Annotated in this window: 21 protein-coding genes; 17 read left to right on the top strand and 4 right to left on the bottom strand. The window is 37.5% G+C overall.

Features of this window, described 5'->3' with window-relative positions; translation table 11 throughout:
* Window positions 1-3 precede the first annotated feature (3 nt).
* Together AC6CHH_RS07075 and AC6CHH_RS07070 are read right to left on the bottom strand one after the other, a co-directional pair.
* Window positions 4-1,182, bottom strand: coding sequence for an acetyl-CoA C-acyltransferase (locus tag AC6CHH_RS07075; RefSeq protein WP_498281211.1), 1,179 nt, complete (start codon window positions 1,180-1,182; stop codon window positions 4-6).
* Complete coding sequence (locus AC6CHH_RS07070; protein ID WP_498281209.1) at window positions 1,175-1,897, bottom strand: CoA transferase subunit A; 723 nt, start codon at window positions 1,895-1,897, stop codon at window positions 1,175-1,177. The genes AC6CHH_RS07075 and AC6CHH_RS07070 overlap by 8 nt, the downstream gene beginning before the upstream one ends.
* A gap of 432 nt (window positions 1,898-2,329) precedes the next feature.
* On the opposite strand from AC6CHH_RS07070, the gene AC6CHH_RS07065 reads away from it, so the two are divergent.
* From AC6CHH_RS07065 to AC6CHH_RS07055, 3 genes are all read left to right on the top strand, one after another.
* Window positions 2,330-2,917 carry a hypothetical protein gene (locus AC6CHH_RS07065; protein WP_498281207.1) on the top strand — a complete coding sequence of 196 codons (588 nt, stop codon included), beginning with the start codon at window positions 2,330-2,332 and terminating at the stop codon, window positions 2,915-2,917.
* Window positions 2,918-3,056: 139 nt separating this feature from the next.
* Window positions 3,057-3,983, top strand: a complete 927-nt coding sequence (locus AC6CHH_RS07060) for a hypothetical protein (protein WP_498281205.1) — start codon at window positions 3,057-3,059, stop codon at window positions 3,981-3,983.
* A complete protein-coding gene (locus AC6CHH_RS07055) occupies window positions 3,980-4,663 on the top strand; it encodes an ATP-binding cassette domain-containing protein (RefSeq protein WP_498281203.1) in 684 nt (227 codons plus the stop codon). Before AC6CHH_RS07060 ends, AC6CHH_RS07055 begins: the two co-directional genes overlap by 4 nt.
* 55 nt (window positions 4,664-4,718) lie before the next feature.
* Here AC6CHH_RS07055 and AC6CHH_RS07050 read toward each other — a convergent pair whose 3' ends face one another.
* Together AC6CHH_RS07050 and AC6CHH_RS07045 are read right to left on the bottom strand one after the other, a co-directional pair.
* Window positions 4,719-6,503 carry a M14 family metallopeptidase gene (locus tag AC6CHH_RS07050; protein WP_498281201.1) on the bottom strand — a complete coding sequence of 595 codons (1,785 nt, stop codon included), beginning with the start codon at window positions 6,501-6,503 and terminating at the stop codon, window positions 4,719-4,721.
* Window positions 6,504-6,514: 11 nt separating this feature from the next.
* Window positions 6,515-8,128 carry a DUF8731 domain-containing protein gene (locus tag AC6CHH_RS07045; RefSeq protein WP_498281199.1) on the bottom strand — a complete coding sequence of 538 codons (1,614 nt, stop codon included), beginning with the start codon at window positions 8,126-8,128 and terminating at the stop codon, window positions 6,515-6,517.
* Window positions 8,129-8,611: 483 nt separating this feature from the next.
* Here AC6CHH_RS07045 and atpD point away from each other — a divergent pair, with 483 nt between their 5' ends.
* The 14 genes from atpD (at window position 8,612) to AC6CHH_RS06975 (ending at window position 24,510) form a co-directional block, all read left to right on the top strand.
* Entirely contained in the window at window positions 8,612-10,114 is a 1,503-nt protein-coding gene (atpD, locus tag AC6CHH_RS07040; protein ID WP_498281197.1) for a F0F1 ATP synthase subunit beta, read from the top strand.
* 22 nt (window positions 10,115-10,136) lie between these two features.
* Window positions 10,137-10,385 (top strand): ATP synthase F1 subunit epsilon, encoded by a 249-nt coding sequence (gene atpC, locus AC6CHH_RS07035; protein ID WP_498281195.1) that lies wholly within the window; start codon window positions 10,137-10,139, stop codon window positions 10,383-10,385.
* Between the two features lie 365 nt (window positions 10,386-10,750).
* Window positions 10,751-11,641 (top strand): branched-chain amino acid transaminase, encoded by an 891-nt coding sequence (locus tag AC6CHH_RS07030; protein WP_498281193.1) that lies wholly within the window; start codon window positions 10,751-10,753, stop codon window positions 11,639-11,641.
* A complete protein-coding gene (gene ilvD / locus AC6CHH_RS07025; RefSeq protein WP_498281191.1) occupies window positions 11,625-13,325 on the top strand; it encodes a dihydroxy-acid dehydratase in 1,701 nt (566 codons plus the stop codon). The genes AC6CHH_RS07030 and ilvD overlap by 17 nt, the downstream gene beginning before the upstream one ends.
* 135 nt (window positions 13,326-13,460) lie before the next feature.
* Window positions 13,461-15,203, top strand: coding sequence for a biosynthetic-type acetolactate synthase large subunit (gene ilvB, locus AC6CHH_RS07020; RefSeq protein ID WP_498281189.1), 1,743 nt, complete (start codon window positions 13,461-13,463; stop codon window positions 15,201-15,203).
* Window positions 15,204-15,205: 2 nt separating this feature from the next.
* On the top strand, window positions 15,206-15,796 hold the full coding sequence (gene ilvN, locus AC6CHH_RS07015) for an acetolactate synthase small subunit (protein ID WP_498281186.1): 591 nt from the start codon (window positions 15,206-15,208) through the stop codon (window positions 15,794-15,796).
* A 47-nt stretch (window positions 15,797-15,843) separates the two neighbouring features.
* Window positions 15,844-16,311: a DinB family protein gene (locus tag AC6CHH_RS07010; RefSeq protein ID WP_498281183.1), complete on the top strand. Its 468-nt coding sequence runs from the start codon at window positions 15,844-15,846 to the stop codon at window positions 16,309-16,311.
* Between the two features lie 41 nt (window positions 16,312-16,352).
* The gene (ilvC, locus tag AC6CHH_RS07005) at window positions 16,353-17,834 is read left to right on the top strand and encodes a ketol-acid reductoisomerase (protein WP_498281181.1); all 1,482 of its coding nucleotides are present in this window, start codon (window positions 16,353-16,355) and stop codon (window positions 17,832-17,834) included.
* A 96-nt stretch (window positions 17,835-17,930) separates the two neighbouring features.
* Window positions 17,931-19,328 (top strand): 3-isopropylmalate dehydratase large subunit, encoded by a 1,398-nt coding sequence (gene leuC, locus AC6CHH_RS07000; protein ID WP_498281179.1) that lies wholly within the window; start codon window positions 17,931-17,933, stop codon window positions 19,326-19,328.
* Between the two features lie 19 nt (window positions 19,329-19,347).
* A complete protein-coding gene (locus AC6CHH_RS06995) occupies window positions 19,348-20,130 on the top strand; it encodes a methyltransferase domain-containing protein (protein WP_498281176.1) in 783 nt (260 codons plus the stop codon).
* Window positions 20,131-20,189: 59 nt separating this feature from the next.
* A complete protein-coding gene (gene leuD, locus AC6CHH_RS06990) occupies window positions 20,190-20,771 on the top strand; it encodes a 3-isopropylmalate dehydratase small subunit (RefSeq protein ID WP_498281174.1) in 582 nt (193 codons plus the stop codon).
* 3 nt (window positions 20,772-20,774) lie between these two features.
* Window positions 20,775-22,238, top strand: a complete 1,464-nt coding sequence (locus tag AC6CHH_RS06985; RefSeq protein ID WP_498281172.1) for an ATP-binding cassette domain-containing protein — start codon at window positions 20,775-20,777, stop codon at window positions 22,236-22,238.
* 3 nt (window positions 22,239-22,241) lie between these two features.
* Window positions 22,242-23,321, top strand: a complete 1,080-nt coding sequence (gene leuB / locus AC6CHH_RS06980; RefSeq protein ID WP_498281169.1) for a 3-isopropylmalate dehydrogenase — start codon at window positions 22,242-22,244, stop codon at window positions 23,319-23,321.
* Window positions 23,322-23,349: 28 nt separating this feature from the next.
* Window positions 23,350-24,510 carry a 2-isopropylmalate synthase gene (locus AC6CHH_RS06975; protein WP_498281167.1) on the top strand — a complete coding sequence of 387 codons (1,161 nt, stop codon included), beginning with the start codon at window positions 23,350-23,352 and terminating at the stop codon, window positions 24,508-24,510.
* The last annotated feature ends 25 nt before the right edge of the window (window positions 24,511-24,535 follow it).

The raw sequence follows: 24,535 nt of genomic DNA, 5'->3' as shown, positions 1-24,535 counted from the left end.
AGCTTAACATTTCTTAATGATTATTGCACTTGCACCACCACCACCATTACAGATAGCGGCCAATCCAAGATTTCCATTTTCCTGTTTTAAAATGGAACATAAAGTAACAATTATCCTGGTCCCTGAACACCCCAAGGGGTGCCCAAGGGATATTGCCCCACCATAAACATTGATTTTATTTTCGGCGATATCTAGTAATTTAGCATTGGCTAGACCTACTACTGCAAATGCCTCATTAAATTCAAAATAATCAATTTGAGCTAAATCTAATCCAGCTTTCTTCAATACTCTTTGCGTAGCTATGGCTGGGCTGGTAGTGAACCATTCGGGAGACTGCTCAGCATCTGCATACGCAATGATCTCGGCTATTGGATTCAACTTTAATTCGTTAAGCTTTTCCTCTGAGACCAGAATTAGAGCAGCGGCACCATCACTTAAAGTAGATGCATTGGCTGCTGTAATCGTACCATCAGATTTAAAAGATGGCCTTAATTGGCTGATTTTATCGAAATTAACCGTTTGGTACTCTTCGTCTTGATCAACCACAACTACTCCTTTTTTAGATTTCACTTGAATAGGAAATACCTCATTATTAAATTTCCCAGAATCCCAAGCAATCTTACTCCGTGTATAGGACTGTATCGCAAATACATCTTGTTGTTCGCGGCTTATAGTATATTTCTCTGCACATAATTCAGCACAGTTGCCCATGGCCTGATCAGAATATACATCTGTCAGACCGTCCTTTAATAAACCATCTATTAGTTTTTGATCACCAAACTTACCACCCCATCTAGCTACTGGATCGTAATAAGGGACTCCGCTCATACTCTCCATCCCGCCGGCAATAACCACATCGGCATCCCCCAAAAGAATTTGTTGAGCGGCTATTGAAACAGCCTTCATTCCACTAGCACAAACTTTATTAATTGTCGTAGCAGGAATACTATCGGGCAATTCAGCAAATTTAGCAGCTTGTCTGGCTGGAGCTTGACCTAAATTCGCTTGTAAAACTGTGCCCATGTATACCTCATCAATGTGATGTTTTTCTAGACCAATCGCATCTATAGTTGCCTGAATAGCCTTTGCACCAAGTGCTGTAGCAGAAAAAGAAGATAGTCCCCCACCAAAACTTCCCAAAGCGGTGCGTTTAGCTGCTACGATAAATACTTTCTTATTCATTTTCATTCCTATTTCTTACGGTTTTTTGTTCAATACGTTTTTCATAACGTTCTCCCTGAAAGATCTTTTGAACAAATATTCCTGGTGTATGAATAAAGTTAGGATCCAATTCTCCAGGTTCAACCAATTCTTCCACCTCAGCAATGGTATATTGACCACACATGGCAACCGCATGATTAAAATTTCGAGCAGTACCTCGATAAATTAAGTTGCCCATTTTATCTCCTTTCCACGCTTTGACAAAAGCAAAATCAGGTTCAAAGGCATATTCCATAAGGTAGTCCTTCTCAATGCCTTGAAAATTAAATCGGCGAACCTCCTTTCCAATTGCCACCTCGGTGCCCACTCCAGCCGGGGTATAGATAACGGGTAATCCATAGCCGCCTGCCATTAAACGCGTTGCTAATGTACCCTGAGGGATTAAATCCACTTCCAACTCACCAGTTAACATCTGCCTTTCAAACTCTGCATTTTCACCAACATATGAAGCAATCATTTTTTTAAGCTGCTTATTTTTCAACAAAAGTCCAAGTCCAAAATCGTCGACCCCTGCATTATTACTAATACAGGTTAAATTCTTGGTTCCTTTAATTATTAAGGCTGCAATTAGATTTTCAGGAATACCGCAAAGACCAAATCCACCGAGGGAAATAACCATTCCATCCTTCACATCTTTAATTGCCTCCAAAGCGCTTGATACTGTTTTATCAATCATATTGCAATTTGGATTATTTGAAAAATTATTTTTGGTCATAATCACTATGAGCCAGTAAGTTTATAATCTAAAAGAAGTTTTCATACAATTAATAAATGCATGAAATTCAGTATAAATTTAAGGAAATTAAGTTAAACCATTCAGATTCAATAATTTTTAATATTCCCTCAAAAATTTCATAATTACCTTCAAAAGTTGGCATCAAAGAACGCATGATATTACAATTGAACGAAGAAATCTTCGGATTCTTAAAGACAAAACAGTTCGACATGAGCTTTGTTTTTAATGACAAACTCCTAAGAACTACAGAAATAAGAAGTAGCAAAAAACATTTTTAGATATCAGCTCGGTAGTGGGAAATTATTAATTTACTTTAGTATGTCTAATTAAATTACTAAACTTGGCCTATAAAGCAAGAAATTACCATACATTATGCGATTATTATCTATTATTTTATTGTTTTGGGTATTAAGCCCATCCGTTTTTGGTCAAACATTACAACAAAAACTAATGACCTCAAGTTTGGACAGTCAATTTGTATATTTAAGTTTACAATCTCGATCTCAGGACGCGAGTTTCAAAGTTATACGAAAAACCAATCTCGAAATCATCCGTCGAAACGTTAGAGATTCCTTAAAAACATACAAACAACAGATTGCAACATTAAAAGGAAATGCCTCAAGTTCAGTAGGTAACATTCAAAACCTTAAAGACTCAGTATCAAACCTTTCAACCTCCCTAGAACTCGAACAAAAGAAAACCAATAGCATTTCTTTTCTAGGCATCGATTTCGCCAAAGGTTCTTACCATACCATGGTATGGTCAATTATTATTGTATTAGGTGCAGCTTTTGCAGGAACGTTATTTGCTTTCCGAAAAGCGAAAGTAGATACAGATGAGTCAAAATCGACTGTAAACGAATTGCAAGAGGAGCTTCAGACACTGCGTAAAAAAACAATGGAAAGAGAGCAACAGTTAAAAAGACAGTTATTAGACGAACAATTAAAAAGAAATTCTTAGAGTCTAATCATACATCCATCAAAAGACTTAGTTTAATTACCAAGTCTTTTGGTGAATTTAGAATCATTGGAGATTTTTTTTAATTTTTTAATTCCATTACATTCAAGGTAAAAAACTCATCCAAAGAAAATAACAATTCATGAATCCAGTTTTCTATCCTTATTTCAGACTTCAATTCAAAAGAATAAGACGAAATATAGAAGACGCAGGATTTCCTATGATCCTTTTCTACCCTGCATTTCTGGGAATCTATTTTTTGCTCTATCAATTCCTAATCCTTTCCCCAAATTGGTCCATTTACCTCATTACGTTATTAAACATCCAAGGTCTCTTTAGCTTATCAGATTCTAGTAGGACCGATTTTCTTAAAATCACCTTCCTTAAAAGAGATTTTTATATTATTAGAGGGATTGAAAACTTATTGCTTGGTGCTGGAACCATATTCATCTTGATTTTATCACACCATTATATATATGCTGTAATCAATTTTATTTTGCCCATTGCATTTATATTCAGTAAGCCTCCCTCAATTTGGGGACAAAGCATTCCAACCCCATTTACAAAAAAACCATTTGAATTTATTCTTGGCCTGCGAAAAACATGGTTGATACTGATTATCATTTATTCCCTATCGATTATCGGTTTTGTGTATGGAAATGAAAATCTAGTCCTTTTCTGTTTATTTTGCATTTGTCTATGCACTTTCACGTATTATCAGGAACCTGAAAATTTGATCATTCTCTGGAACAATAATAGAAAACCTAAGCTTTTTTTAATTTATAAAATTTACAGAGGACTGTTTCAGTTAACAACTTTACTTTCTCCCATTGGGGTATCTCTTTTGATCTTTTTTCCTGAATCCTATTTAAAAATCCTATTGGTTTTGGCCTTCGGCTACTTGTTGATCACCTTTGTAATTTGCCTTAAATACGCCGTTTTTCCACGAAAAATAAATGTAACAGATGCTTTGATCGTGGGTTTATGTTTGTCCTTTTTCCCATTAATATTGGCTATCATTCCATATTATATAATTAAAGCGCAACAAAATCTTAAGAATTTACTATGATAAGCCTAAAAAATGTCACCAAATCTTATACAAACAATACGGTCTTAAACGGGATTGATTATACATTCGAACCCGCAAAAGTATATGGAATAATTGGCGAAAATGGAGCTGGAAAAACAAGTCTCTTCCGCTGTATAGCTGGTCTAGAAGATTATAAAGGAAGCATCCTTGCAGACAAAAAGCCTTTAAAAAATCATTTGGGATTTTTGACCTCCGATCCCTATTTTATGTCAAAGATGACCGCCCAGGAATATCTCTACCTTATGGCAGATGCGCGAAAAATTAAAATCGAAAAATTGGAAGAAAAAAATATTTTTGAACTACCTATGCAACAATATGTCTCTAGTTATTCTACTGGAATGAAGAAAAAGCTAGCGCTCATGGGTATTCTCATCCAAAATAATGATTATTTCATTCTAGATGAACCTTATAATGGTATTGATTTAGAGAGTAGTATCATGTTAACGGCCATCATTTCGAACATAAAAAAAGCAGCAAAAACGGTATTGATTTCCTCGCATATATTTTCAACGCTTAAGGATACTTGTGATGAAATACTAATTTTGGAAAATGGACTGTTTAACAAGGTTGTAAATAAAACAGAATTTAAAGAATTAGAGGAAGAGTTAAAGAATAAAATTTTATTAAAAAATATAGACAAATTACATTTTAATGGTTAAAATTAGCAAGAACAGACTTCCTTAATACCCTGCTCTTGCTATTTGATCCGCTATGCTATGAACTTGTAGATTCTTTGCGGATAATGTGCTCCAATAGGCCACCCTTTGGACTATCAATAACAATTTTTTTATTCTCGGGATTTCCTTTTACGATCCACCTTACTTTAACAGCACTCATTCCCTCAATAGTTGGAATTTCAATTTGATGAGGCTTAAATATCTGTTCCCTGGTCTGATTAAAATCACTGTTTAACACCTGCATTCCAGCAACTACTTCTACCCCTTCTAGTCGAATATGATTTGGCCGCTCAATTTTATGTTTGACATCATGATCTGAATGAGTTGGAATTATTCTTGCATTCCAAACGGTTGCATTAACTTCATAAAGATTAGAACCTAAAGATTTCACCGTGGTTTCTAAAACCTCCAGTTTTGGCATTTGATAGGCGTGATAGATCGTGAACGCTGCATTTCGATGCGCATCTTCCATCAACAAAAATCCCGGATGATTTCGGGTATAATTTTTTTTGGCGCCGCCAATTTCTATTTTTCCAAATTGGGGGTGGTCAAACTCTTTCCAGGATACATAAGCATCTCCAAACATCAACAGTTTATCAAATTCTAAATATTCATCACTTTGAGATAGTCCAGTATCAGACTTTTTATTAAAAAGTTTGTATGTAGTCATGAGTTCATTTGAAAAAGTGAAAATGCCACGGGTGAGGGCAAGAAAATCAATTTCCCCACCAAAAACAGTGTAAAGATCCTTATGAATAACGATATAATCGTATCCTGGAAGCATTTTAGATCCTGTACTGCCAATGGCATCATATACTCGAATATCCTTTGGCGAATAAAATCTATCATCAGCAGCAGCACCTGGCCCGCGTAGAATCATACCTCCATAATTATGATACGACTGTGCTCCTGCAATATTTGGATGTGCATAGACAAAGTTCTTTACTGCCTGTGTTTCAGGCAATGTTCCAGGATAATATAACGCTCCTCGCTGTATATAATTTGGTTGCCAATTCCAACCCCAATCCCTATTAGGGTCGTAAGTACCGGTAATATCTTCATTCACTAAACCATCGCCATCATTATCAAGACCTTCAAAACCCAACATCTCGTATTCGCCAGGCTCTCCGGCCTTTGCTGGAATCATTCCATTTGGATTATCTGGATTTTCATTATATCGTCCGGTTTTCGATTTTCTTCGCATCATCACAATCTGTCCATCCTTATCTAAATCATCGTAAAGATCTTCCGCTACCAATCCGTCTCCATCGTTGTCGAAAGGCCTTCTTCCTGTCCTTGATGAATGCATCGTATTCGGTTCATGGATAAAATATTCCCTTGAATCTGGATTTATAGTGGGTGCAATGTAAAATACCTTATCCTTTAATAAATCCTTAATAAAGGGGACTGATTGAAAATTTTCAACCAAATACCATGCAGTATACATTGAGATTTCAGAACCTTGCAATTCATTCGCATGAATATTTCCATCAATCCACATCGCTGGTTTATTTTCGGACTTTCCTTGAGTAAAATCAGTGATCGTCAACACAAATATGTCCCTACCTTCATAGCTTTTCCCAATGGATTCATATTTCACCAAGTCCGGATAAGACTTTTGCAATTTCTCGTAAAATTCCTCCATTTGTTTAAGGTCGTGATATCGGCTCCAGTTCATGTTTACTTTCGGATTGGAAGGTGAACCAATAGCCCTTAATCCTGCAATTTCTTTTGGCATATCCTCTGTTTTCTGCTGTGCAAAAACAGAATTAATTGAGAGTACCACTACAATATATAGTATCTTAGAAGTCAATAATTTCATATCCAAAGGGATTAAAGGTTAATATCAATGATTTTTTCTCCGGCAGAAGGACATCCGACAATTAATTGTATTTTACCCTTCCCCTTAATTAGCCAAGACATGGTATTCGAACCTCCAGCAGCAAGACTAGGATACAATTGAAGGCGCTTTCCACTTAAAAACTTTTGGTTCTTTTGTATTTCAATTACTGATTTTAGCTTGGAAACATGCTGAATTTTATCGGCAATTTCTGGATAGGTTGGCATCAATCCTACATTATAAACTTGAATTTCAACTCGAAATATTTCATCACCTAAGGGAGTAATTTTTGGTTGGGAGAATTCCAAACTAGCCATAGATTTAGCCAATTTCAAAACAAATTCAGCATGGAGCTCCCCTGATTTTTCCAGGTGGGCGACAGGTGGATTGTGTTTAAAAACAGAAACCATCCCCCCAATTTCGACCTTTTGGTTTGGAAAATCTGGATGAGAGATTTCCTTCCATGGCAACAAAGCCCCTTGGATATGATTGCTTTTGATCCAGTTTACAAATTTATCATCCTGGGTTTTTATATATGGGATCGTTCTGGTTTTACTAGTATCGGACGGAATCCACCATCCAGGGGTAACAAAACTAAATTTCCCCGTATGGTAGTAAATTGTATTTGAAAAACTGCCTTTCTTAGCAGAAAGTTTAGGAGCGCTACCCATGGGCTTCAGCAATTCATTGTAAAATTGGCTAACCATTGTTGAAACCGCCACATCATTCTTTGTCCAAGATGCTACAATCCGTTCATTTGCTCGATGCTGATCAAATTCCTCTGGACTAGAAAGATTGTTCTGCAATCCAAAATGGATGACAGAAGCGATTTGAGGGTAATCAAAAATCAAATCAATGATTGCTCTGGTTTCTGGTTCAGAAGCCGCATAATCTCCCGATTCCGGTTCAAAAAAAGGATAATCAAAAGTGAAATTTCTATCAATATTAACGCCGGATTCGTCATCTTCTGAGATGTTACCATCCTGATCTAAATCGACTCCTTCAGTCAGTAGTAAATAGGATCCCACTTCGCCTTTACTGCGGTCTGCTAGTACCATATAGTGTTCATCTTTACCGTGGGAGTTAAAAGAACCTGCTGGTGATTTGATTCTCATTTGTGAAATTACCCCATCATTGTTCAGGTCGTCTTGAGGATCTTCGTCTTGACGTCCGTCTCGGTCATTATCAATTGAACGGCCATTACCAGAACTCCAGGTAAGCGCCTGAGAATTGCGTTTGTAAGCATCTACATTTAAGATCGGTACAACCCAAATCGATTTACGCGCTAAAAGTGCGTTCAACTCTTGTTTTGGTAAACCTAAGATATTCTCAATAACCTGAATCGACTGAATAGTGCCTGCTGGATGCTGACCATCAATACCTGCGACTAAAAGCAAGGTGGGTTTGGGAGAATCTCCTAATTGAATTTTTATGATTGGAATATCCTGACCCGAATAACTCTTACCAATGGAGGATTTTACTAATAATGGATTGGACGATATACGCTGGATTTGCATTTTCAGTGCGTCAAAATTAGGATAATCCCATTGTGCACTGACATAAAATGGAAAGCTAGCACAAAACAGTAATAAAAACCAATATTTCATATTTAAGTTGTTAGTTCGTGGCTAAAACTAATGAAATAATCGAACATTCAAAACAGGAGAGATCAGTAACAAGTTTGATATATAACAACATCCGTAGAAGCATTGAAATGCAAGCAAAAAAAACGAAAATTTATCTAGAGGTAAAAAAGAAAAAGAAATAGTTACACAAGGGGAAAACTCAACAAAGAAATTAATCGGACCCGGTATTCATTTGGATGGACATTTTACCAAACTTGATAGGGCAATTTAATTTTATTAAATGCTTAAAAGTGATTTCCAATGGATTATTAAGTCATAATAAACAGCCTCTTAAGGTTAGATTTTAATCGCTTTAAATTATAAAATAGGATACCAAAAAAAAAAATAAAATTAAATATGCATATCCCTTTTGGTTTTAAGGAGATAAAACTTATTTTTGCATTCCAAAATACGGATGTAAATAATCTGTTTTTAAATTGATTAATAAATTTTAGTCCCTATAACATGCCCAATATTGGTAAAATAGCGCAAATTATCGGCCCTGTAGTTGACGTCAACTTTGCCGACAATGAAAATCTTCCTAAGATTTACGACGCTTTGTACATTGAAAAAGAAAATGGACAGCGAGTTGTATTAGAAGTACAACAGCATTTAGGTGAAGAACGAGTTCGAACAATTGCAATGGATGCAACCGAAGGATTAGTTCGTGGTATGAAAGTGTTTGATACTGGAGCACCAATAAAAATGCCTGTTGGCGAAGAAATCAAAGGTCGTGTATTCAACGTTGTTGGTGATCCAATTGACGGTTTAAAAGCTTTAGACAAGTCTAACGGTCGTTCTATACATAACGTTCCACCAAAATTTGAAGATTTATCAACTGAATCAGAAGTACTTTTTACAGGTATCAAAGTAATCGACTTATTAGAACCTTATTCAAAAGGTGGTAAGATTGGATTATTCGGAGGTGCTGGAGTAGGTAAAACAGTATTGATTCAGGAATTGATTAACAACATTGCAAAAGGTCATGGTGGACTTTCCGTATTCGCGGGTGTTGGTGAACGTACTCGTGAAGGTAATGACTTACTTCGTGAAATGTTGGAGTCAGGCATTATCAAATATGGTGATCATTTCATGGAAGAGATGGAAAAAGGTCAATGGCCTTTAGATTCTGTTGACCTGGAGTTAATGAAAGAATCCAAATGTACTTTCGTTTTCGGTCAGATGAATGAGCCTCCGGGTGCTCGTGCTCGTGTTGCACTATCTGGTCTTACAATTGCCGAATATTTCCGTGATGGAGATGGCGAAGGTCAAGGTCGTGATATCTTATTCTTCATCGATAACATTTTCCGTTTCACACAAGCAGGTTCTGAGGTATCGGCATTATTAGGTCGTATGCCTTCAGCTGTAGGATATCAACCTACATTAGCGACAGAAATGGGCTTGATGCAAGAGCGGATTACGTCCACTAAGAACGGATCAATCACCTCTGTACAGGCCGTTTACGTTCCTGCAGATGATTTAACTGACCCTGCACCTGCAACAACATTTGCTCACTTAGACGCAACAACGGTATTATCTCGTAAAATCTCAGAGTTAGGTATTTATCCTGCGGTTGATCCATTAGATTCTACCTCACGTATCCTTTCTCCAACCGTTTTAGGAGATGAGCATTACAATACAGCTCAACGCGTAAAAGAAATTTTACAACGTTATAAAGAACTTCAGGACATCATAGCGATCTTAGGTATGGATGAACTCTCTGAAGAAGATAAATTAACTGTACAAAGAGCACGTCGAGTTCAACGTTTTCTATCCCAACCTTTCCATGTGGCCGAACAATTCACGGGTCTAAAAGGTTGTCTGGTAGACATTAAAGATACCATAAAAGGTTTCAACATGATTATCGACGGTGAAGTGGATCAATATCCTGAGGCAGCATTCAACCTAGTAGGTGGTATTGAGGAAGCAATTGAAAAAGGTAAAAAACTATTAGCAGAAGCAGTATAAAATTGTATATACTAATATAAGTATGAATTTAACAATAATAACTCCAGACAAATTAGCATTCGAAGGTCCAGTAACTGCTGTTACTGTTCCAGGTTCAGCGGGGTCCTTTCAAATTTTGAAAGATCACGCAGCTATTGTGTCAACGCTAGAAGATGGCAAAGTCATTATTAAAAATGGTAGCCAGGAAAACACCATTATTATTAAAGGTGGTGTGGTCGAGGTAAAGGAAAACAATATCATTATTTTAGCAGAAGGAATTGCAGAGCAATAGTTAAAAAAATAAAAATAAAGTAGCCCTTAAGACTTCACGTTTTAAGGGCTATTTTTTTGCAGTTTGTTCTTGATTTTTGTCATTTCAGGAAGAATTATCGTCAAAAGTTGAAAAAATTCAAAAATGAAAAAATATACCAATTTTAATTCTAGTCTACAGACAACAAAATTAAAATACACATATTTAAAATTTAGTAAAATAAAATTCTAAATAAACATTATATGCAATATAAAAAACTTTATTAAAATTCTCTCTTTGCCTATTGTAAAGAATTTTTATTCAAGCTAACTTACAATTGTAATAAACACAAGCTCGTTTGTAACGATTTTGAAGATGTAGAATGTAAGGGATTTCAAAAAAGGATTATGCAGTATTACAATCAAGACACTTTGATTTATTTGAACACTGAGTTTGTCAAGGCAAACGATGCAGGGGTTGACCTATTTGGACAGTCTTTACATTACGGTTATGGAGCGTTCGAAGGGTTACGCGCATACAGTACTCATAATGGGACCAGAATCTTCAAGGCAGAAGAACATTTTGAGCGTTTAAAGAATTCATGCAAGGCAATTGGGCTTCCTTATCAATGGGATAATCGTTACCTCATTGAGAAGACATATGAACTTTTAGAGATCAACAATCTTCGAGCAGCCTACATTCGTCCGTTAATTTATTCAGGAGCAAATATGCATTTGACAACCTCAAACTCATCGAATTTGATGATTGCCGCTTGGGAATGGGGACCCTATTTAGGTCAAAACTTAGTGCGTGTTAACATTTCCAAAATCCAGCGGCCTAATCCAAAGTCTTTTCCTACGGACGCCAAGGTTTCTGGTCAATATATCAATTCTATCTTGGCCACTAGTGATGCCATAAAACAAGGCTTTGATGAGGCTTTATTAATGGATCAAAACGGATATGTTGCGCAGGCTTCCAGTGAAAATCTGTTTATAGAAAAAGATCACAAATTATTCACAGCTCCTTTAGGAAACATCTTTCCTGGAATTAGTAGAGAAACGGTCATTGAAATCTGTAAAAGCTTGAATTTTGAGATTATTGAAAAACACTTAACAGTAAAGGATATTTATGAAGCGGACAGTGCCTTTTTGTGTGGTACCGCAGCCGAAATAATTGGAATAAAACAAGTAGACGATGTAATCTTTGCAGAGGAATGGGAAGACTGCCTCGGTTCATCAATTCAACGAAAATATAAAAACTTAGTATTAGAGCAAGAGAATTATGAAGTCATCATCTGACAACCAAAAAGGAATCAACAAGTACAGCCGAATCTTTACACAAGACAAAACACAACCGGCAGCCAAGGCCATGTTATATGGGATTGGGTTAACTGACGCCGATATGGACAAGGCGCAGGTCGGTATTGCCAGTATGGGTTACGACGGGAATACCTGTAATATGCATTTAAATGATTTAGCACAGGTCGTCAAAAAAGGTATTTGGAATAACGATCTAGTTGGATTAACCTTTGGTACGATCGGGGTAAGTGATGGAATGAGTAATGGAACAGACGGCATGCGCTACTCTTTAGTTTCCAGAGATGTTATAGCCGATAGTATAGAAACTATTTGTGGGGGCCAATATTATGATGGTGTGGTCGCCATCCCAGGATGTGACAAAAACATGCCAGGAGCGATTATGGCTATGGGTAGATTAAATAGACCAGCTATTATGATCTATGGGGGAACTATTGCCCCAGGTCACTACAAAGGTGAAGAGTTAAACATTGTTTCAGCTTTTGAAGCTTTGGGTAAAAAAATTGCGGGAACCATTTCAGATGAGGATTATGATGGCGTAATCCGTCACACATGTCCCGGCGCGGGAGCGTGTGGAGGAATGTACACGGCAAATACAATGGCATCGGCTATTGAGGCAATGGGGATGAGCTTACCGTATTCATCTTCCAACCCAGCCACTTCAGAAGAAAAAATGAATGAATGCCTTGAAGCAGGCAAATACATGCGTATTTTATTAGAAAAGGACATTAAACCTTCTGACATTATGACGCGCAAAGCATTTGAAAATGCGATTCGTATTATTGTCATATTGGGAGGCTCAACCAACGCTGTCTTGCATTTCATCGCCATGGGTAAATCTGTAGATATTGAAATTACCCAAGATGATTTTCAAAGAATGTCTGACGAAACTCCAGTTTTAGCAGATTTTAAACCTTCAGGAAAATACCTTATGCAGGATCTTCATCAATACGGTGGTATACCTGCTGTGATGAAATATTTATTGGACGAAGGTTTACTTCATGGAGATTGTTTAACCGTTACTGGAAAAACTATTGCACAAAATTTAGAGGGGGTAAAATCAATCATCGAATATAACCAGCCGATTATAAAGCCATTGAGCGAACCCATTAAAGCCACAGGGCACCTTCAGATTCTTTATGGAAACTTAGCAGAACTCGGTTCTGTCGCCAAAATCTCAGGAAAAGAAGGTGAAAAATTCACCGGACCGGCACGAGTTTTTGATGGAGAACATGATTTAGTAAGAGGTTTAGAAAGTGGACGAATCAAGCCAGGCGATGTTGTCGTGATTAAAAATGAAGGACCAAAAGGTGCTCCAGGCATGCCAGAGATGCTTAAACCTACATCTTTGATCATTGGAGCTGGTTTGGGAACATCTGTTGCCTTAATCACTGACGGAAGATTTTCGGGTGGTACACATGGTTTTGTGGTTGGTCATATAACTCCTGAGGCCTATCAAGGAGGTCTAATCGGACTCGTATTTGATGATGACATCATTGAAATTGATGCCGTTAACAACAGCATTAACCTAAAGATTTCTGAGCAAGAGATAGAAAGAAGACGTGCTAATTGGAAACAACCAGCCTTAAAAGTCACCAAAGGTGTTTTATATAAATATGCAAAATCCGTTGCAGATGCCTCTCAAGGTTGTGTGACTGATTTGTAAAAAGAGAATAAACCCCAAGCCGGAAAGCCTGTGGGATAATGATTAAAAAATTGAAAAAAAAAGACCTTTGAATGCATGAAGTAAAGTGTTAGCAACACACCTTTTAAATTCTAAAGTCGAAAAAAAGAATATATTATGAGTACACTTGAAAAAACGGAAACTCAAGAATCCAAAACTATAGCCGCGAACACACAAATTAGTGGGTCCCAAGCTGTATTGGAAGCCTTAATCCATGAAGGAGTAGAAACCGTATTCGGATACCCAGGAGGTGCAATTATGCCCATTTACGACGCCTTGTATGACTACAATGACAAGCTGCAACATATCCTGGTCCGCCACGAACAAGGAGGAGTTCATGCTGCACAAGGGTTTGCACGCACATCTGGAAAAGTAGGTGTAGCCTTTGCTACCAGTGGTCCAGGTGCTACAAATTTGGTAACAGGTTTAGCAGACGCCATGATTGATAGTAACCCAATTGTTTGTATCACAGGACAAGTCTTCGCCTCTCTATTGGGAACAGATGCCTTCCAGGAAACAGATGTGATTAATATCACAACTCCAATAACCAAATGGAATTATCAGGTCACCGATGCATCAGAAATTCCAAGTGTACTTGCTAAGGCTTTTTATATCGCTAAAACGGGTCGTCCAGGTCCAGTCTTGATCGACATAACCAAGAATGCACAATTGCAAATATTTGATTACTTAGGATATGAAACCTGTAATCATATTCGTAGTTATAGACCTGCCCCTATTGTCAGAAATGAATATATTCATCAAGCGGCTCAATTAATCAACGAAGCCAAAAAACCATTTGTTCTTTTTGGTCAGGGAATCATCTTAGGTAAAGCCGAAACCGAATTTAAAGCGTTCATTGAAAAAGGAGGTTTTCCATCGGCCACAACGGTTATGGGCTTAAGTGCTCTGCCCACAGACCATCCTTTACATGTTGGAATGTTGGGGATGCATGGCAATTATGCTCCAAACGTAATGACCAACGAATGTGATGTATTGATCGCTATTGGAATGCGTTTTGATGACCGAGTAACTGGTCGATTAGACAAATACGCTAAACAAGCGAGAGTTGTCCATTTAGACATTGACCCTGCCGAGATTGATAAAAATGTAAAAGCAGAAGTTCCGGTTTGGGGTGATTGTAAAGAAACCCTCCCGCTACTAACCTCATTGATCCAAAGCAATGATCACCGAGCTTGGCTTGAAAAATTCCGTGAACTCGAAAAAGAAGAAATAAAAGAAGTTATTCAAGAGGAACTAAATCCTACTTCTGATATTTTAACAATGGGTGAGGTCATAAAGGTTTTGAATGAATTAACCGAAGGAAATGCAGTCCTAGTAACCGACGTAGGTCAACACCAAATGGTAACTTGCCGATATGGAAAATTCAACAGCTCCAAATCAAGCGTAACCTCAGGAGGTCTAGGAACTATGGGTTTTGGTTTACCAGCGGCTATCGGAGCTTGGTACGGATCACCTGAACGGGATATTGTCGCGATAATAGGAGACGGAGGAATTCAGATGACCATCCAAGAACTAGGGACAATTATGCAGTTTGGTGCGAAGGTTAAAATATTAATCTTAAACAATGAATTCCTAGGAATGGTTCGTCAATGGCAACAATTGTTCAATGACCGACGGTATTCATTTGTTAATATTACCAGTCCAGACTTTGTGGCCGTAGCCAAAGGGTATTATATAGAAGGGAATAAAATTTCTGATCGCAAAGATTTGAAAAATGCATTAAAAACCATGTTAGATTATGATGGTGCTTACTTATTAGAAGTAATGGTAGGTAAAGAAAACAATGTTTTCCCAATGGTAGCACAAGGAACTAGCGTTTCTGAAATTAGACTGAAGTAAAAATGGAAAAAAGAGAATATACCATCACGCTGTATACTGAAAATTCGATCGGTATGATAGGCCGAATATCCGGAATATTTTCAAGACGTAAAATAAACATCGAGAGCTTGAACACCTCCCCCTCGGAGGTAGACGGTATACATCGTTTTACGATCTTGATCAGCGAATCTGAGGAGGTTGCACGTAAACTTTGTCGTCAGATTGAAAAACAAGTAGAAGTGTTAAAAGCGTATTTCAACACGAATGATGAACTGATCTGGCAAGAACAGGCCTTGTACAAAGTACCGGCTAACATGATTGCGGAGAAAGCATATGTAGAACGATTATTACGTCAATATGGAGCAAACGTGGTCGTGATCCGGAACGATTATATTGTTTTTGAAACAGCAGGTCACCGAGAAGAAATTGACCGTCTAACCTCCGAATTGGGAAAATATAATCTTATTGAATTCGTACGAGGTGCAAGAATTGCAATCATTAAGGATAGTGCGGGATTCCATACCAAACTAAAACAATTTGAAATTAACGAGCCCTCTCAGGACACTGTTGAAAATGAATTTTTAGATCAACAGGACAGGGTCTTTACCATGTAAGGGCAAGGCATTTCAGGTAGGTAAAATTTAATCTATAAAAATTTACAATGAATCATATATTTAAGTTTACGCTGGATTCAAGGAAAGCATTTATCAAACTAATTGATGAATTAAGCTTAACACAATTAAATGAAATTCCTGATGGTTTCAACAACAACATCATTTGGAACTTTGGGCATATTGTGGTGAGTACGCAGATCCTTTGTTATGTGCGTACAGGAATTCGGCCAGATACATCGGTAATAAAATATGCAGATGCATATGCAAAAGGCTCAAAACCAAGTTATTTTGTGGATCAAAACGAAATTGATGAATTAAAAATTCTAGCTTTAGAGACTATCCCGCTGATAGAGGCCGATTACTTAGCTGGAAAATTAAAAAACATCACACCTTTTGGTACATCAACCTTTGGTAACCAACTCAATAGCATTGAAGATGTATTATCAGCCTGTGTAGGGCATGATAATCTACACTTTGGCTATGCAATGGCGCAAAATCGCATAATTAACAAATAAAAACATACTCAGAACTGAAAAATATTTTAATAAGTAAAACAATGGCAAATTATTTCAACACATTACCTCTAAGAGAGCAATTAAACCAATTAGGTGTAGCAGAATTTATGAACTCATCAGAATTCTCTGATGGAGTAAATGCTTTAAAAGGTAAAAAGATCGTAATCGTAGGTGCCGGTGCGCAGGGATTAAACCAAGGTTTAAATCTAAGAGACAGCGGACTAGATGTATCATATGCATTGCGAAAAGAGGCTATTGAACAAAAAAGAGATTCATGGAAAAATACAACGGATAACAATTTCACCGTTGGGACCTATGAAGAATTAATTCCTTCTGCAGATCTTGTAATCAATTTGACCCCAGATAAACAACATACAAACGTAATCAATGCGGTCATGCCATTGATGAAAGAAGGCGCAACCTTGTCCTATTCTCATGGATTTAATATTGTCGAGGAAGGTATGCAGATACGTCCTGATATTACAGTAATCATGGTTGCCCCTAAATGTCCAGGATCTGAAGTTCGGGCTGAATATTTAAGAGGTTTCGGTGTTCCTACATTAATCGCAGTTCACCCTGAAAATGATCCACAAGGAAAGGGTTGGGCTGAAGCAAAAGCATATTGTGTTGGCACAGGTGGTCATCATGCAGGTGTACTTAAATCTTCTTTTGTAGCGGAAGTAAAATCTGACTTGATGGGTGAGCAAACCATTCTATGTGGTTTATTACAAACAGGCTCGATTCTTTCATTTGATAAAATGGTAGAAAAAGGTATTGATCCGGGCTATGCGTCTAAATTGGTACAATACGGAGTTGAGGTAATCACGGAAGCCTTAAAACACGGAGGAGTTAGCGGTATGCTCGATCGCTTAAGCAATACAGCTAAGGTAAAAGCGTTCGAATTGTCTGAAGAATTAAAAGATATTATGCGTCCATTATTCCAAAAACATCAGGACGACATTATGTCTGGTGAATTCAGTAAAACAATGATGGAAGATTGGGCAAATGCAGATGCCAATTTATTAAAATGGAGAGCAGAAACAGGCGAAACCGCATTCGAAAAAACTCCGGCAGGCGATGTTAAAATAGAAGAGCAAGAATATTTCGATAATTATGTGTTAATGTCTGCTTTTGTTAGAGCAGGTGTTGAGTTAGCATTCGAGACTATGGTAGAGGCTGGCATTAAACCAGAATCAGCGTATTATGAATCCTTACATGAAACCCCGCTTATTGCAAATACGATAGCTCGTAAGAAATTATTTGAAATGAATCGTGTAATTTCTGATACAGCAGAATACGGTTGCTACCTATTTGATCAGGCGTGTAAGCCACTTTTAGCTGATTTCATGAAAAAGATAGACACAGATGTTGTTGGAAAGAATTTTAGTCAGGGGAAAGATGGTCGTGTTGATAACGTTAAATTAGTTCAGATCAACGAGGTATTACGTAATCATCCTGTTGAAGTGGTTGGAAGAAAATTGCGTAAAGCAATGACAGCGATGAAGGCCATCAAAACAATTTAATTTTTCGTAAATTAGTTGGCTTATTTAGGGGTAAAAATATGAATTTTATATTTTACCCCATTTAATATTACAAACCGATAAGAGTATTATAGAAAAATGGGAAAAACGTTAGTAGAAAAAATTTGGGATGCACATCTGGTCAAGGAAGAAGAAGGATTTCCGGATATGCTATATATTGATACCCACCTAATTCATGAGGTGACTTCCCCACAAGCATTTGATGGATTACGCAAAAGAGGACTGCCTGTATTCCGACCAAATCAAACCGTGGCAACAGCTGATCATAATGTCCCAACATTGAACCAGCATTTACCCATAAAAGAAGAATTATCCCGCTACCAAGTGGATATGCTCAGTAAAAACTGTAAAGAGTTTGGAATCGAGTTATACGGTTTAGGCCATCCTTATCAAGGTATAGTACATGTAATTGGTCCAGAACTTGGAATTACTCTTCCAGGTAAAACCATGGTTTGTGGCGATAGCCACACTTCAACACACGGCGCTTTCGGTACAATTGCTTTCGGCATTGGCACCTCCCAAGTAGAACAGGTATTTGCTACGCAATGTCTCTTGCTTCAGAAACCGAAAACCATGAAGATTGAAGTTGATGGAGATGTACAAAAAGGTGTAGGAGCCAAAGATATTATCCTCTACATTATCTCTAAAATATCTGCTGCCGGAGGTACAGGATATTTTGTGGAATACGCCGGTTCTGCTATTAGAGCATTAAGTATGGAAGGGAGAATGACTATTTGCAATATGAGCATTGAGATGGGGGCTCGAGGCGGTTTAATCGCACCTGATCAAACAACTTTTGACTATATCCAAGGTCGCCAGTTTGCACCAAAGGGCGAGCAGTGGGATCAATCTCTTGCTTACTGGAAAACATTGTATTCAGATGATGATGCAGAGTTTGATGCTGTTTTAACCTTTAATGCAGCTGATATTCAACCCATGATCACCTATGGCACAAATCCAGGAATGGGAATTGGAATTACCCAAAATATACCAACCACATCCTCTCAAGCGGAAAGCGAACAACCTTCCTATCAGAAAGCACTAAATTACATGGGCTTTAATGACGGAGATCCTTTAATTGGAAAGCCCGTTGATTATGTGTTCATCGGAAGTTGTACAAACTCAAGAATTGAAGACTTACGTGAAGTTGCAGCGTTTGTTAAAGGAAAACATAAGGCTGAAAATGTTGAGGTTTGGATTGTACCCGGATCCAAACAAGTTGAAGCCCAGGCTAAGATTGAGGGTATAGATAAAGTCTTTGAAGAAGCGGGTTTTATTCTTCGTGAGCCAGGATGCTCAGCATGCCTTGGAATGAATGAAGATAAAATACCTGCGGGAAAATACTGTGTATCCACATCCAATAGAAATTTCGAAGGAAGACAAGGACCGGATGCTCGCACCATGCTAGTCAGTCCATTGACTGCCGCCGCAGCTGCTGTAACTGGAAAAATTGTAGATATAAGAGAACTCGTTTAAAGATGTTATCCAACCAACTATGTTAAAAAATAAAATAATCCATCGTAAAGACCAAAATGCAGAAGGTATATTTAATCAACGAAGTTTGACAATCGACTACCGGACACTTTTGCCTCTACTAAAATCTGGATTACGCGTTTTAGACATCGGTTGTGGAACAGGGTCTATAAGTAAGGATATCGCTATAGCGGTTGGACCCCAAGGACATGTCATTGGCATTGACAATACCGAAAGCTTTATTTTACAGGGAAAAGAATTATTCAATGATATAAAGAATCTGGAATTAATTCATCTCGATGTGTTGGAATATTGTCCGGCAGAAAAATTTGATTTAATTATTTCTGCCAGAACCTTTCAATGGGTCAGCACGATAGACCAGGTTTTAACGAAAGTCAAAAGCTGGCTAAACCCAGAAGGTAAAATATCCATTCTAGACTATGACCATACGGCCATTCAATGGGTACCTGAAATTCCGCAAAGCATGCAACAGTTTTATCAAACCTTTCTTCATTGGAGGCAAGAAGCAGGTATGAATAATGCAATAGGCAAAGACCTACCAAGTATATTATCCAACCATGGATTTACTCAAATCGAGTCCCATGTTGCTGATGAACACTATTTAGCTGATCAAAAGGAGAAATTAGCAGTGTGGTCAAAGGTAGCAGGTTCCAGACAGATGGTAGAAGAAGGTTATTTAAAGGAAGAAATAAGAGTAGATGCTATCCAAGATTATGAGACTTGGATTCTTCAACAGGCAAAATCGATGACCATGCGATTGTGGGACGTTCACGCCTCTTTATAAAAAAATCCCTAAATCAACAATTAGTCTGAATTTAAGATTTCTAAAATTGAATTAGTACAATGAAAAAATTTGAAAAACTAAACTCTCGTGTAGTTCCTCTACCGATTGAAAATATTGATACAGACCAAATCATTCCAGCGCGTTTTTTAAAAGCAACTACACGTGAAGGCTTTGGTAACAATCTCTTCCGTGATTGGCGTTACGATAATAACGATCAACCTAAGAAAGATTTCATTATGAATAACCCAACTTATTCAGGAAAGATCTTAGTAGCCGGTAAAAACTTTGGATGTGGATCTTCGAGGGAGCACGCAGCATGGGCTATCGAAGACTATGGTTTTGATGTTGTGGTGAGCTCATTCTTTGCAGATATCTTCAAAGGAAATGCATTAAACAATGGTGTCTTACCAATCACAGTGTCTGAGGAATTCTTAGAAAAAATATTTGATCAAGTATTTGCAAAACCAGAATCCTTGGTTGAGGTTGATTTAGAAAATCAAACCATAACGCTTTTGGACACAAAAGATCAGTTTTCTTTTGAAATAAATCCATATAAAAAATCATGTTTGATTAACGGATACGATGATATCGATTATATCATAAACCATAAATCAGATATAGAAAATTTCGAAAAAAAATAGATAATGCCAGAATTCGTCCGGATAGTAGATCTTAACATATCATACGGTCAGCATGCTGTATTAAAGGGATTGTCTTGGGCAATTTTTCCAGGTGAAAATTATATTTTAGGGGGTAAAAGTGGTTCTGGAAAAACGACGTTGGTCAAAGCCATTTCGGGCGGTCTAACAGGTATTTCAGGAATAAAGCTTGAGTATGGAGAATGTTATTCACCTTCAACACAAACTATTTATATTCCTAATTGGTATCAGTTTACCAATTTAGAAGGGGACCGTAATTTCTATTATCAACAAAGGTACAATCGCCAACAGGACCATGACACCTTAACGGTTAAAGCGGAGTTAATGGCCTTTGCACAGAAAGAAAAATTAGACTTCAATACAATTGAAGATAAAATAAAAGCATTTGGATTTGAAGATCAATTGCATTCTCAATTAATTGAATTGTCAAGTGGTGAACATAAAAAACTTCAATTACTCAAAGGATTATGGCAAAAACCAAAATTACTGATTATCGACGAGCCATACACTGGTTTAGATAGAGATTCAAGAATTACATTAAATCAATTCTTAGATGAGTTAGTTGAGCATGGTGGACAATTAATTCTAATATGTAACGAAAATAATTTACCGAAGACCATCAACAGGTTTGCGCATATTGTGCAAGGGAAGCTCGAAACAGTGAGCAGATTTGATGAATTGATCCAAGATCCCATCCGAAAACGAAAGGAACTTCCTGCCTTCCTAAGGCAAAATCCCAAAGATCAAAATCAACGAGTTGCAAAACTCAAGGATGTTACGATACGTTACGGCCATAAGGAAGTATTAAAAGAGGTTAATTGGGAGATAAAGAATGGAGAGAAATGGTTACTAACGGGACCAAATGGTTCAGGTAAATCGACTCTTTTAAGTATCATAAATGGAGATCATCCTCAATCCTATGGTTTAGATATTGAATTATTCGAAAAAAAACGAGGTTCTGGTGAAAGCATTTGGGATATTAAAAAAAAGATAGGTATGGTGTCTGCGGAATTGCATTGGTATTTCGACCAAAATGCAACGGTATGGCATACCTTAGCCTCAGGATTTTACGACAGTATTGGATGGTTTATTGATGTTAAGTTTAGTGAAAAAAAACAGATTGAAGAACTCATGGAATATTTCGATCTAACTGAACATAAAAATCAGCTTTTGCACTCGCTTCCGTTGGGGAAACAAAGATTAACTTTATTGGCTAGAAGTATGATTAAAAATCCGCCATTATTAATACTTGATGAACCTTGCCAGGGCTTAGATAGTTCTCAAGCAAAGTATTTCAATCAAGTCGTGGATGAGCTTTCCCAACATGGGAAAACCCTGATCTACGTAGGGCATTACGAAAGCCAATTGCCTGAATGTTTAGTGAATAAAATAGTATTGAATAAAGGTCAAGTAATTGCCTTAGAGCATAAAATAGAAAACGTTTTATAATATATGAAGAAGAACATTCTTATTATTCCAGGAGATGGAATTGGACAAGAAGTTACAACTTGGGGTAAACAAGTTCTAAATACAATTGCAGAGAAATTTAATCATGAATTTATTTTTCAGGAAGCAATTATGGGTCATACTGCAATTGAAGAAACTGGAGATCCATTACCGGAAGAAACGCTTCAAAAAGCGAGAACATCTGATGCTATTTTATTCGGAGCAATCGGTCATGCGAAATACGACAATGATCCGAGTGCTAAAATTCGTCCAGAACAAGGATTATTAAAAATACGTAAAGAATTAGGTTTATATGCAAACCTGAGACCTATTCTCTTGTTTGATGAATTGCTGGATGCCTCTAGTTTAAAACCAGAAGTTTTAAAAGGAACAGACATCCTATTTTTTCGGGAATTGACCGGAGATGTGTATTTTGGAGAAAAAAAACGTAACCAAGAAAACACGTTTGCTTCAGATTTGATGAATTATCACAGGTATGAAGTAGAAAGAATAGCTAGAAAAGCGTACGAAGCTGCTAAATCTCGTAATAAAAAACTATGTTCAGTGGATAAGGCCAATGTTCTTGAAACCTCAAGACTATGGAGAGAGGTGGTACAAGAAATTGCTAAAGATTATCCCGATGTAGAAACTGAACATATGTTTATCGATAATGCTGCGATGCAATTGGTCAAGAATCCAAAGAAATTTGATGTTGTGCTAACAGCCAATTTATTTGGAGACATATTAACCGATGAAGCCTCACAAATAGCAGGGTCAATGGGTATGTTAGCTTCTGCATCCATTGGGGATGGAACGGGATTCTTTGAACCTATTCATGGATCAGCTCACGATATTGCAGGGCAAGACAAAGCGAATCCATTAGCCTCCATCCTCTCGGCCGCATTAATGCTGGACATTGCATTCGGTCTACAAGCTGAAGCTAAAGCCATCACGGCAGCGGTTGCCCAAACGCTAAAGGCAGGTTGGAGAACTGGCGATATTGCCAATGCAGACACCCCTATAGATAAAATTTTAGGAACGCAACGCATGGGTGAAAAAGTAATAGAATTTTTAAAGCAGAATTAATCAAGGTATAAACATAAATCTTAAAAATATGTTACACGATCCTAATCACTTATACATTTTCGATACGACCTTACGTGATGGTGAGCAAGTTCCAGGGTGTCAATTGACAACTCCAGAAAAAGTCGAAATTGCCAAAGATTTGGAACGCTTAGGCGTTGATGTTATTGAAGCCGGGTTTCCCGTTTCTAGTCCTGGCGATTTCCAGTCAGTTGTGGAGTTATCAAAGGCCGTAAATGATGTGATCATCTGCGCGCTTACTCGGGCCAATAAAAATGATATTGAGGTAGCTGCTGAAGCGTTGAAATATGCTAAGAGACCGCGTATACATACGGGTATAGGTTCCTCCGATATGCATATTAAATATAAATTTAACAGCACCAGAGAAGAGATTCTTGAACGTGCTATTTCTGCGGTAAAGCATGCAAAATCATTTGTGGAAGACGTTGAGTTCTACGCAGAAGATGCAGGCCGTGCAGATTTAGCTTTCTTAGCACAAATGATTGAAGGCGTAATAAATGCTGGTGCTACGGTGGTTAACATTCCCGACACCAATGGATATTGTTTACCAGACCAATATGGAAGTAAGATCAAGTATTTAAAAGAGAATGTTAAAAACATAGATCAAGCTATTATCTCAGCCCACTGCCATAATGATCTTGGCCTAGCTACCGCGAATTCAATTGCAGCAGTTCAAAATGGAGCCCGTCAAGTTGAATGTACAATTAATGGAATTGGAGAACGCGCTGGAAATACATCCTTGGAAGAGGTGGCTATGATACTAAAAGTCCATAATCAAACTTTTGGTGGATTATCTTCGAATATAGATAGCAAAATGTTTACCTATCTCTCTAGAAAAGTGAGTAAAATGATGAACATGCCTGTACAACCCAACAAAGCTATTGTTGGTCGCAATGCATTTGCACATAGTTCTGGAATCCATCAAGACGGTTTTCTAAAACACCGAGAAAATTATGAGATCATTCGTCCAGAGGATGTCGGTTTAATTGAAGCAGACATTATTTTAACAGCACGATCAGGCCGTCATGCTTTAAAACATCACCTAGAGCGGTTAGGATATCATCTAGACAAAGACTCTTTATCAGAATGTTATGAGCGTTTCTTAATATTGGCTGATGCTAAAAAAGAAATTATAGATGAAGATTTACTCAATTTGGTGAAATCTAACTAACAAATGGGCTTAAAACTGCCCTAAA

This window comes from Sphingobacterium sp. GQ94, from assembly GCF_059758715.1.
This window is presented reverse-complemented; position numbering and strand designations above follow the sequence as displayed.

Excerpts from the sequence above, each read along its gene's own strand:
- AC6CHH_RS07075 (WP_498281211.1), bottom strand. The coding sequence starts at position 1,182 with ATGAATAAGAAAGTATTTATCGTAGCAGCTAAACGCACCGCTTTGGGA.
- AC6CHH_RS07070 (WP_498281209.1), bottom strand. The coding sequence starts at position 1,897 with ATGATTGATAAAACAGTATCAAGCGCTTTGGAGGCAATTAAAGATGTG.
- AC6CHH_RS07065 (WP_498281207.1), top strand. The coding sequence starts at position 2,330 with ATGCGATTATTATCTATTATTTTATTGTTTTGGGTATTAAGCCCATCC.
- AC6CHH_RS07060 (WP_498281205.1), top strand. The coding sequence starts at position 3,057 with ATGAATCCAGTTTTCTATCCTTATTTCAGACTTCAATTCAAAAGAATA.
- AC6CHH_RS07055 (WP_498281203.1), top strand. The coding sequence starts at position 3,980 with ATGATAAGCCTAAAAAATGTCACCAAATCTTATACAAACAATACGGTC.
- AC6CHH_RS07050 (WP_498281201.1), bottom strand. The coding sequence starts at position 6,503 with ATGAAATTATTGACTTCTAAGATACTATATATTGTAGTGGTACTCTCA.
- AC6CHH_RS07045 (WP_498281199.1), bottom strand. The coding sequence starts at position 8,128 with ATGAAATATTGGTTTTTATTACTGTTTTGTGCTAGCTTTCCATTTTAT.
- atpD (WP_498281197.1), top strand. The coding sequence starts at position 8,612 with ATGCCCAATATTGGTAAAATAGCGCAAATTATCGGCCCTGTAGTTGAC.
- atpC (WP_498281195.1), top strand. The coding sequence starts at position 10,137 with ATGAATTTAACAATAATAACTCCAGACAAATTAGCATTCGAAGGTCCA.
- AC6CHH_RS07030 (WP_498281193.1), top strand. The coding sequence starts at position 10,751 with ATGCAGTATTACAATCAAGACACTTTGATTTATTTGAACACTGAGTTT.
- ilvD (WP_498281191.1), top strand. The coding sequence starts at position 11,625 with ATGAAGTCATCATCTGACAACCAAAAAGGAATCAACAAGTACAGCCGA.
- ilvB (WP_498281189.1), top strand. The coding sequence starts at position 13,461 with ATGAGTACACTTGAAAAAACGGAAACTCAAGAATCCAAAACTATAGCC.
- ilvN (WP_498281186.1), top strand. The coding sequence starts at position 15,206 with ATGGAAAAAAGAGAATATACCATCACGCTGTATACTGAAAATTCGATC.
- AC6CHH_RS07010 (WP_498281183.1), top strand. The coding sequence starts at position 15,844 with ATGAATCATATATTTAAGTTTACGCTGGATTCAAGGAAAGCATTTATC.
- ilvC (WP_498281181.1), top strand. The coding sequence starts at position 16,353 with ATGGCAAATTATTTCAACACATTACCTCTAAGAGAGCAATTAAACCAA.
- leuC (WP_498281179.1), top strand. The coding sequence starts at position 17,931 with ATGGGAAAAACGTTAGTAGAAAAAATTTGGGATGCACATCTGGTCAAG.
- AC6CHH_RS06995 (WP_498281176.1), top strand. The coding sequence starts at position 19,348 with ATGTTAAAAAATAAAATAATCCATCGTAAAGACCAAAATGCAGAAGGT.
- leuD (WP_498281174.1), top strand. The coding sequence starts at position 20,190 with ATGAAAAAATTTGAAAAACTAAACTCTCGTGTAGTTCCTCTACCGATT.
- AC6CHH_RS06985 (WP_498281172.1), top strand. The coding sequence starts at position 20,775 with ATGCCAGAATTCGTCCGGATAGTAGATCTTAACATATCATACGGTCAG.
- leuB (WP_498281169.1), top strand. The coding sequence starts at position 22,242 with ATGAAGAAGAACATTCTTATTATTCCAGGAGATGGAATTGGACAAGAA.
- AC6CHH_RS06975 (WP_498281167.1), top strand. The coding sequence starts at position 23,350 with ATGTTACACGATCCTAATCACTTATACATTTTCGATACGACCTTACGT.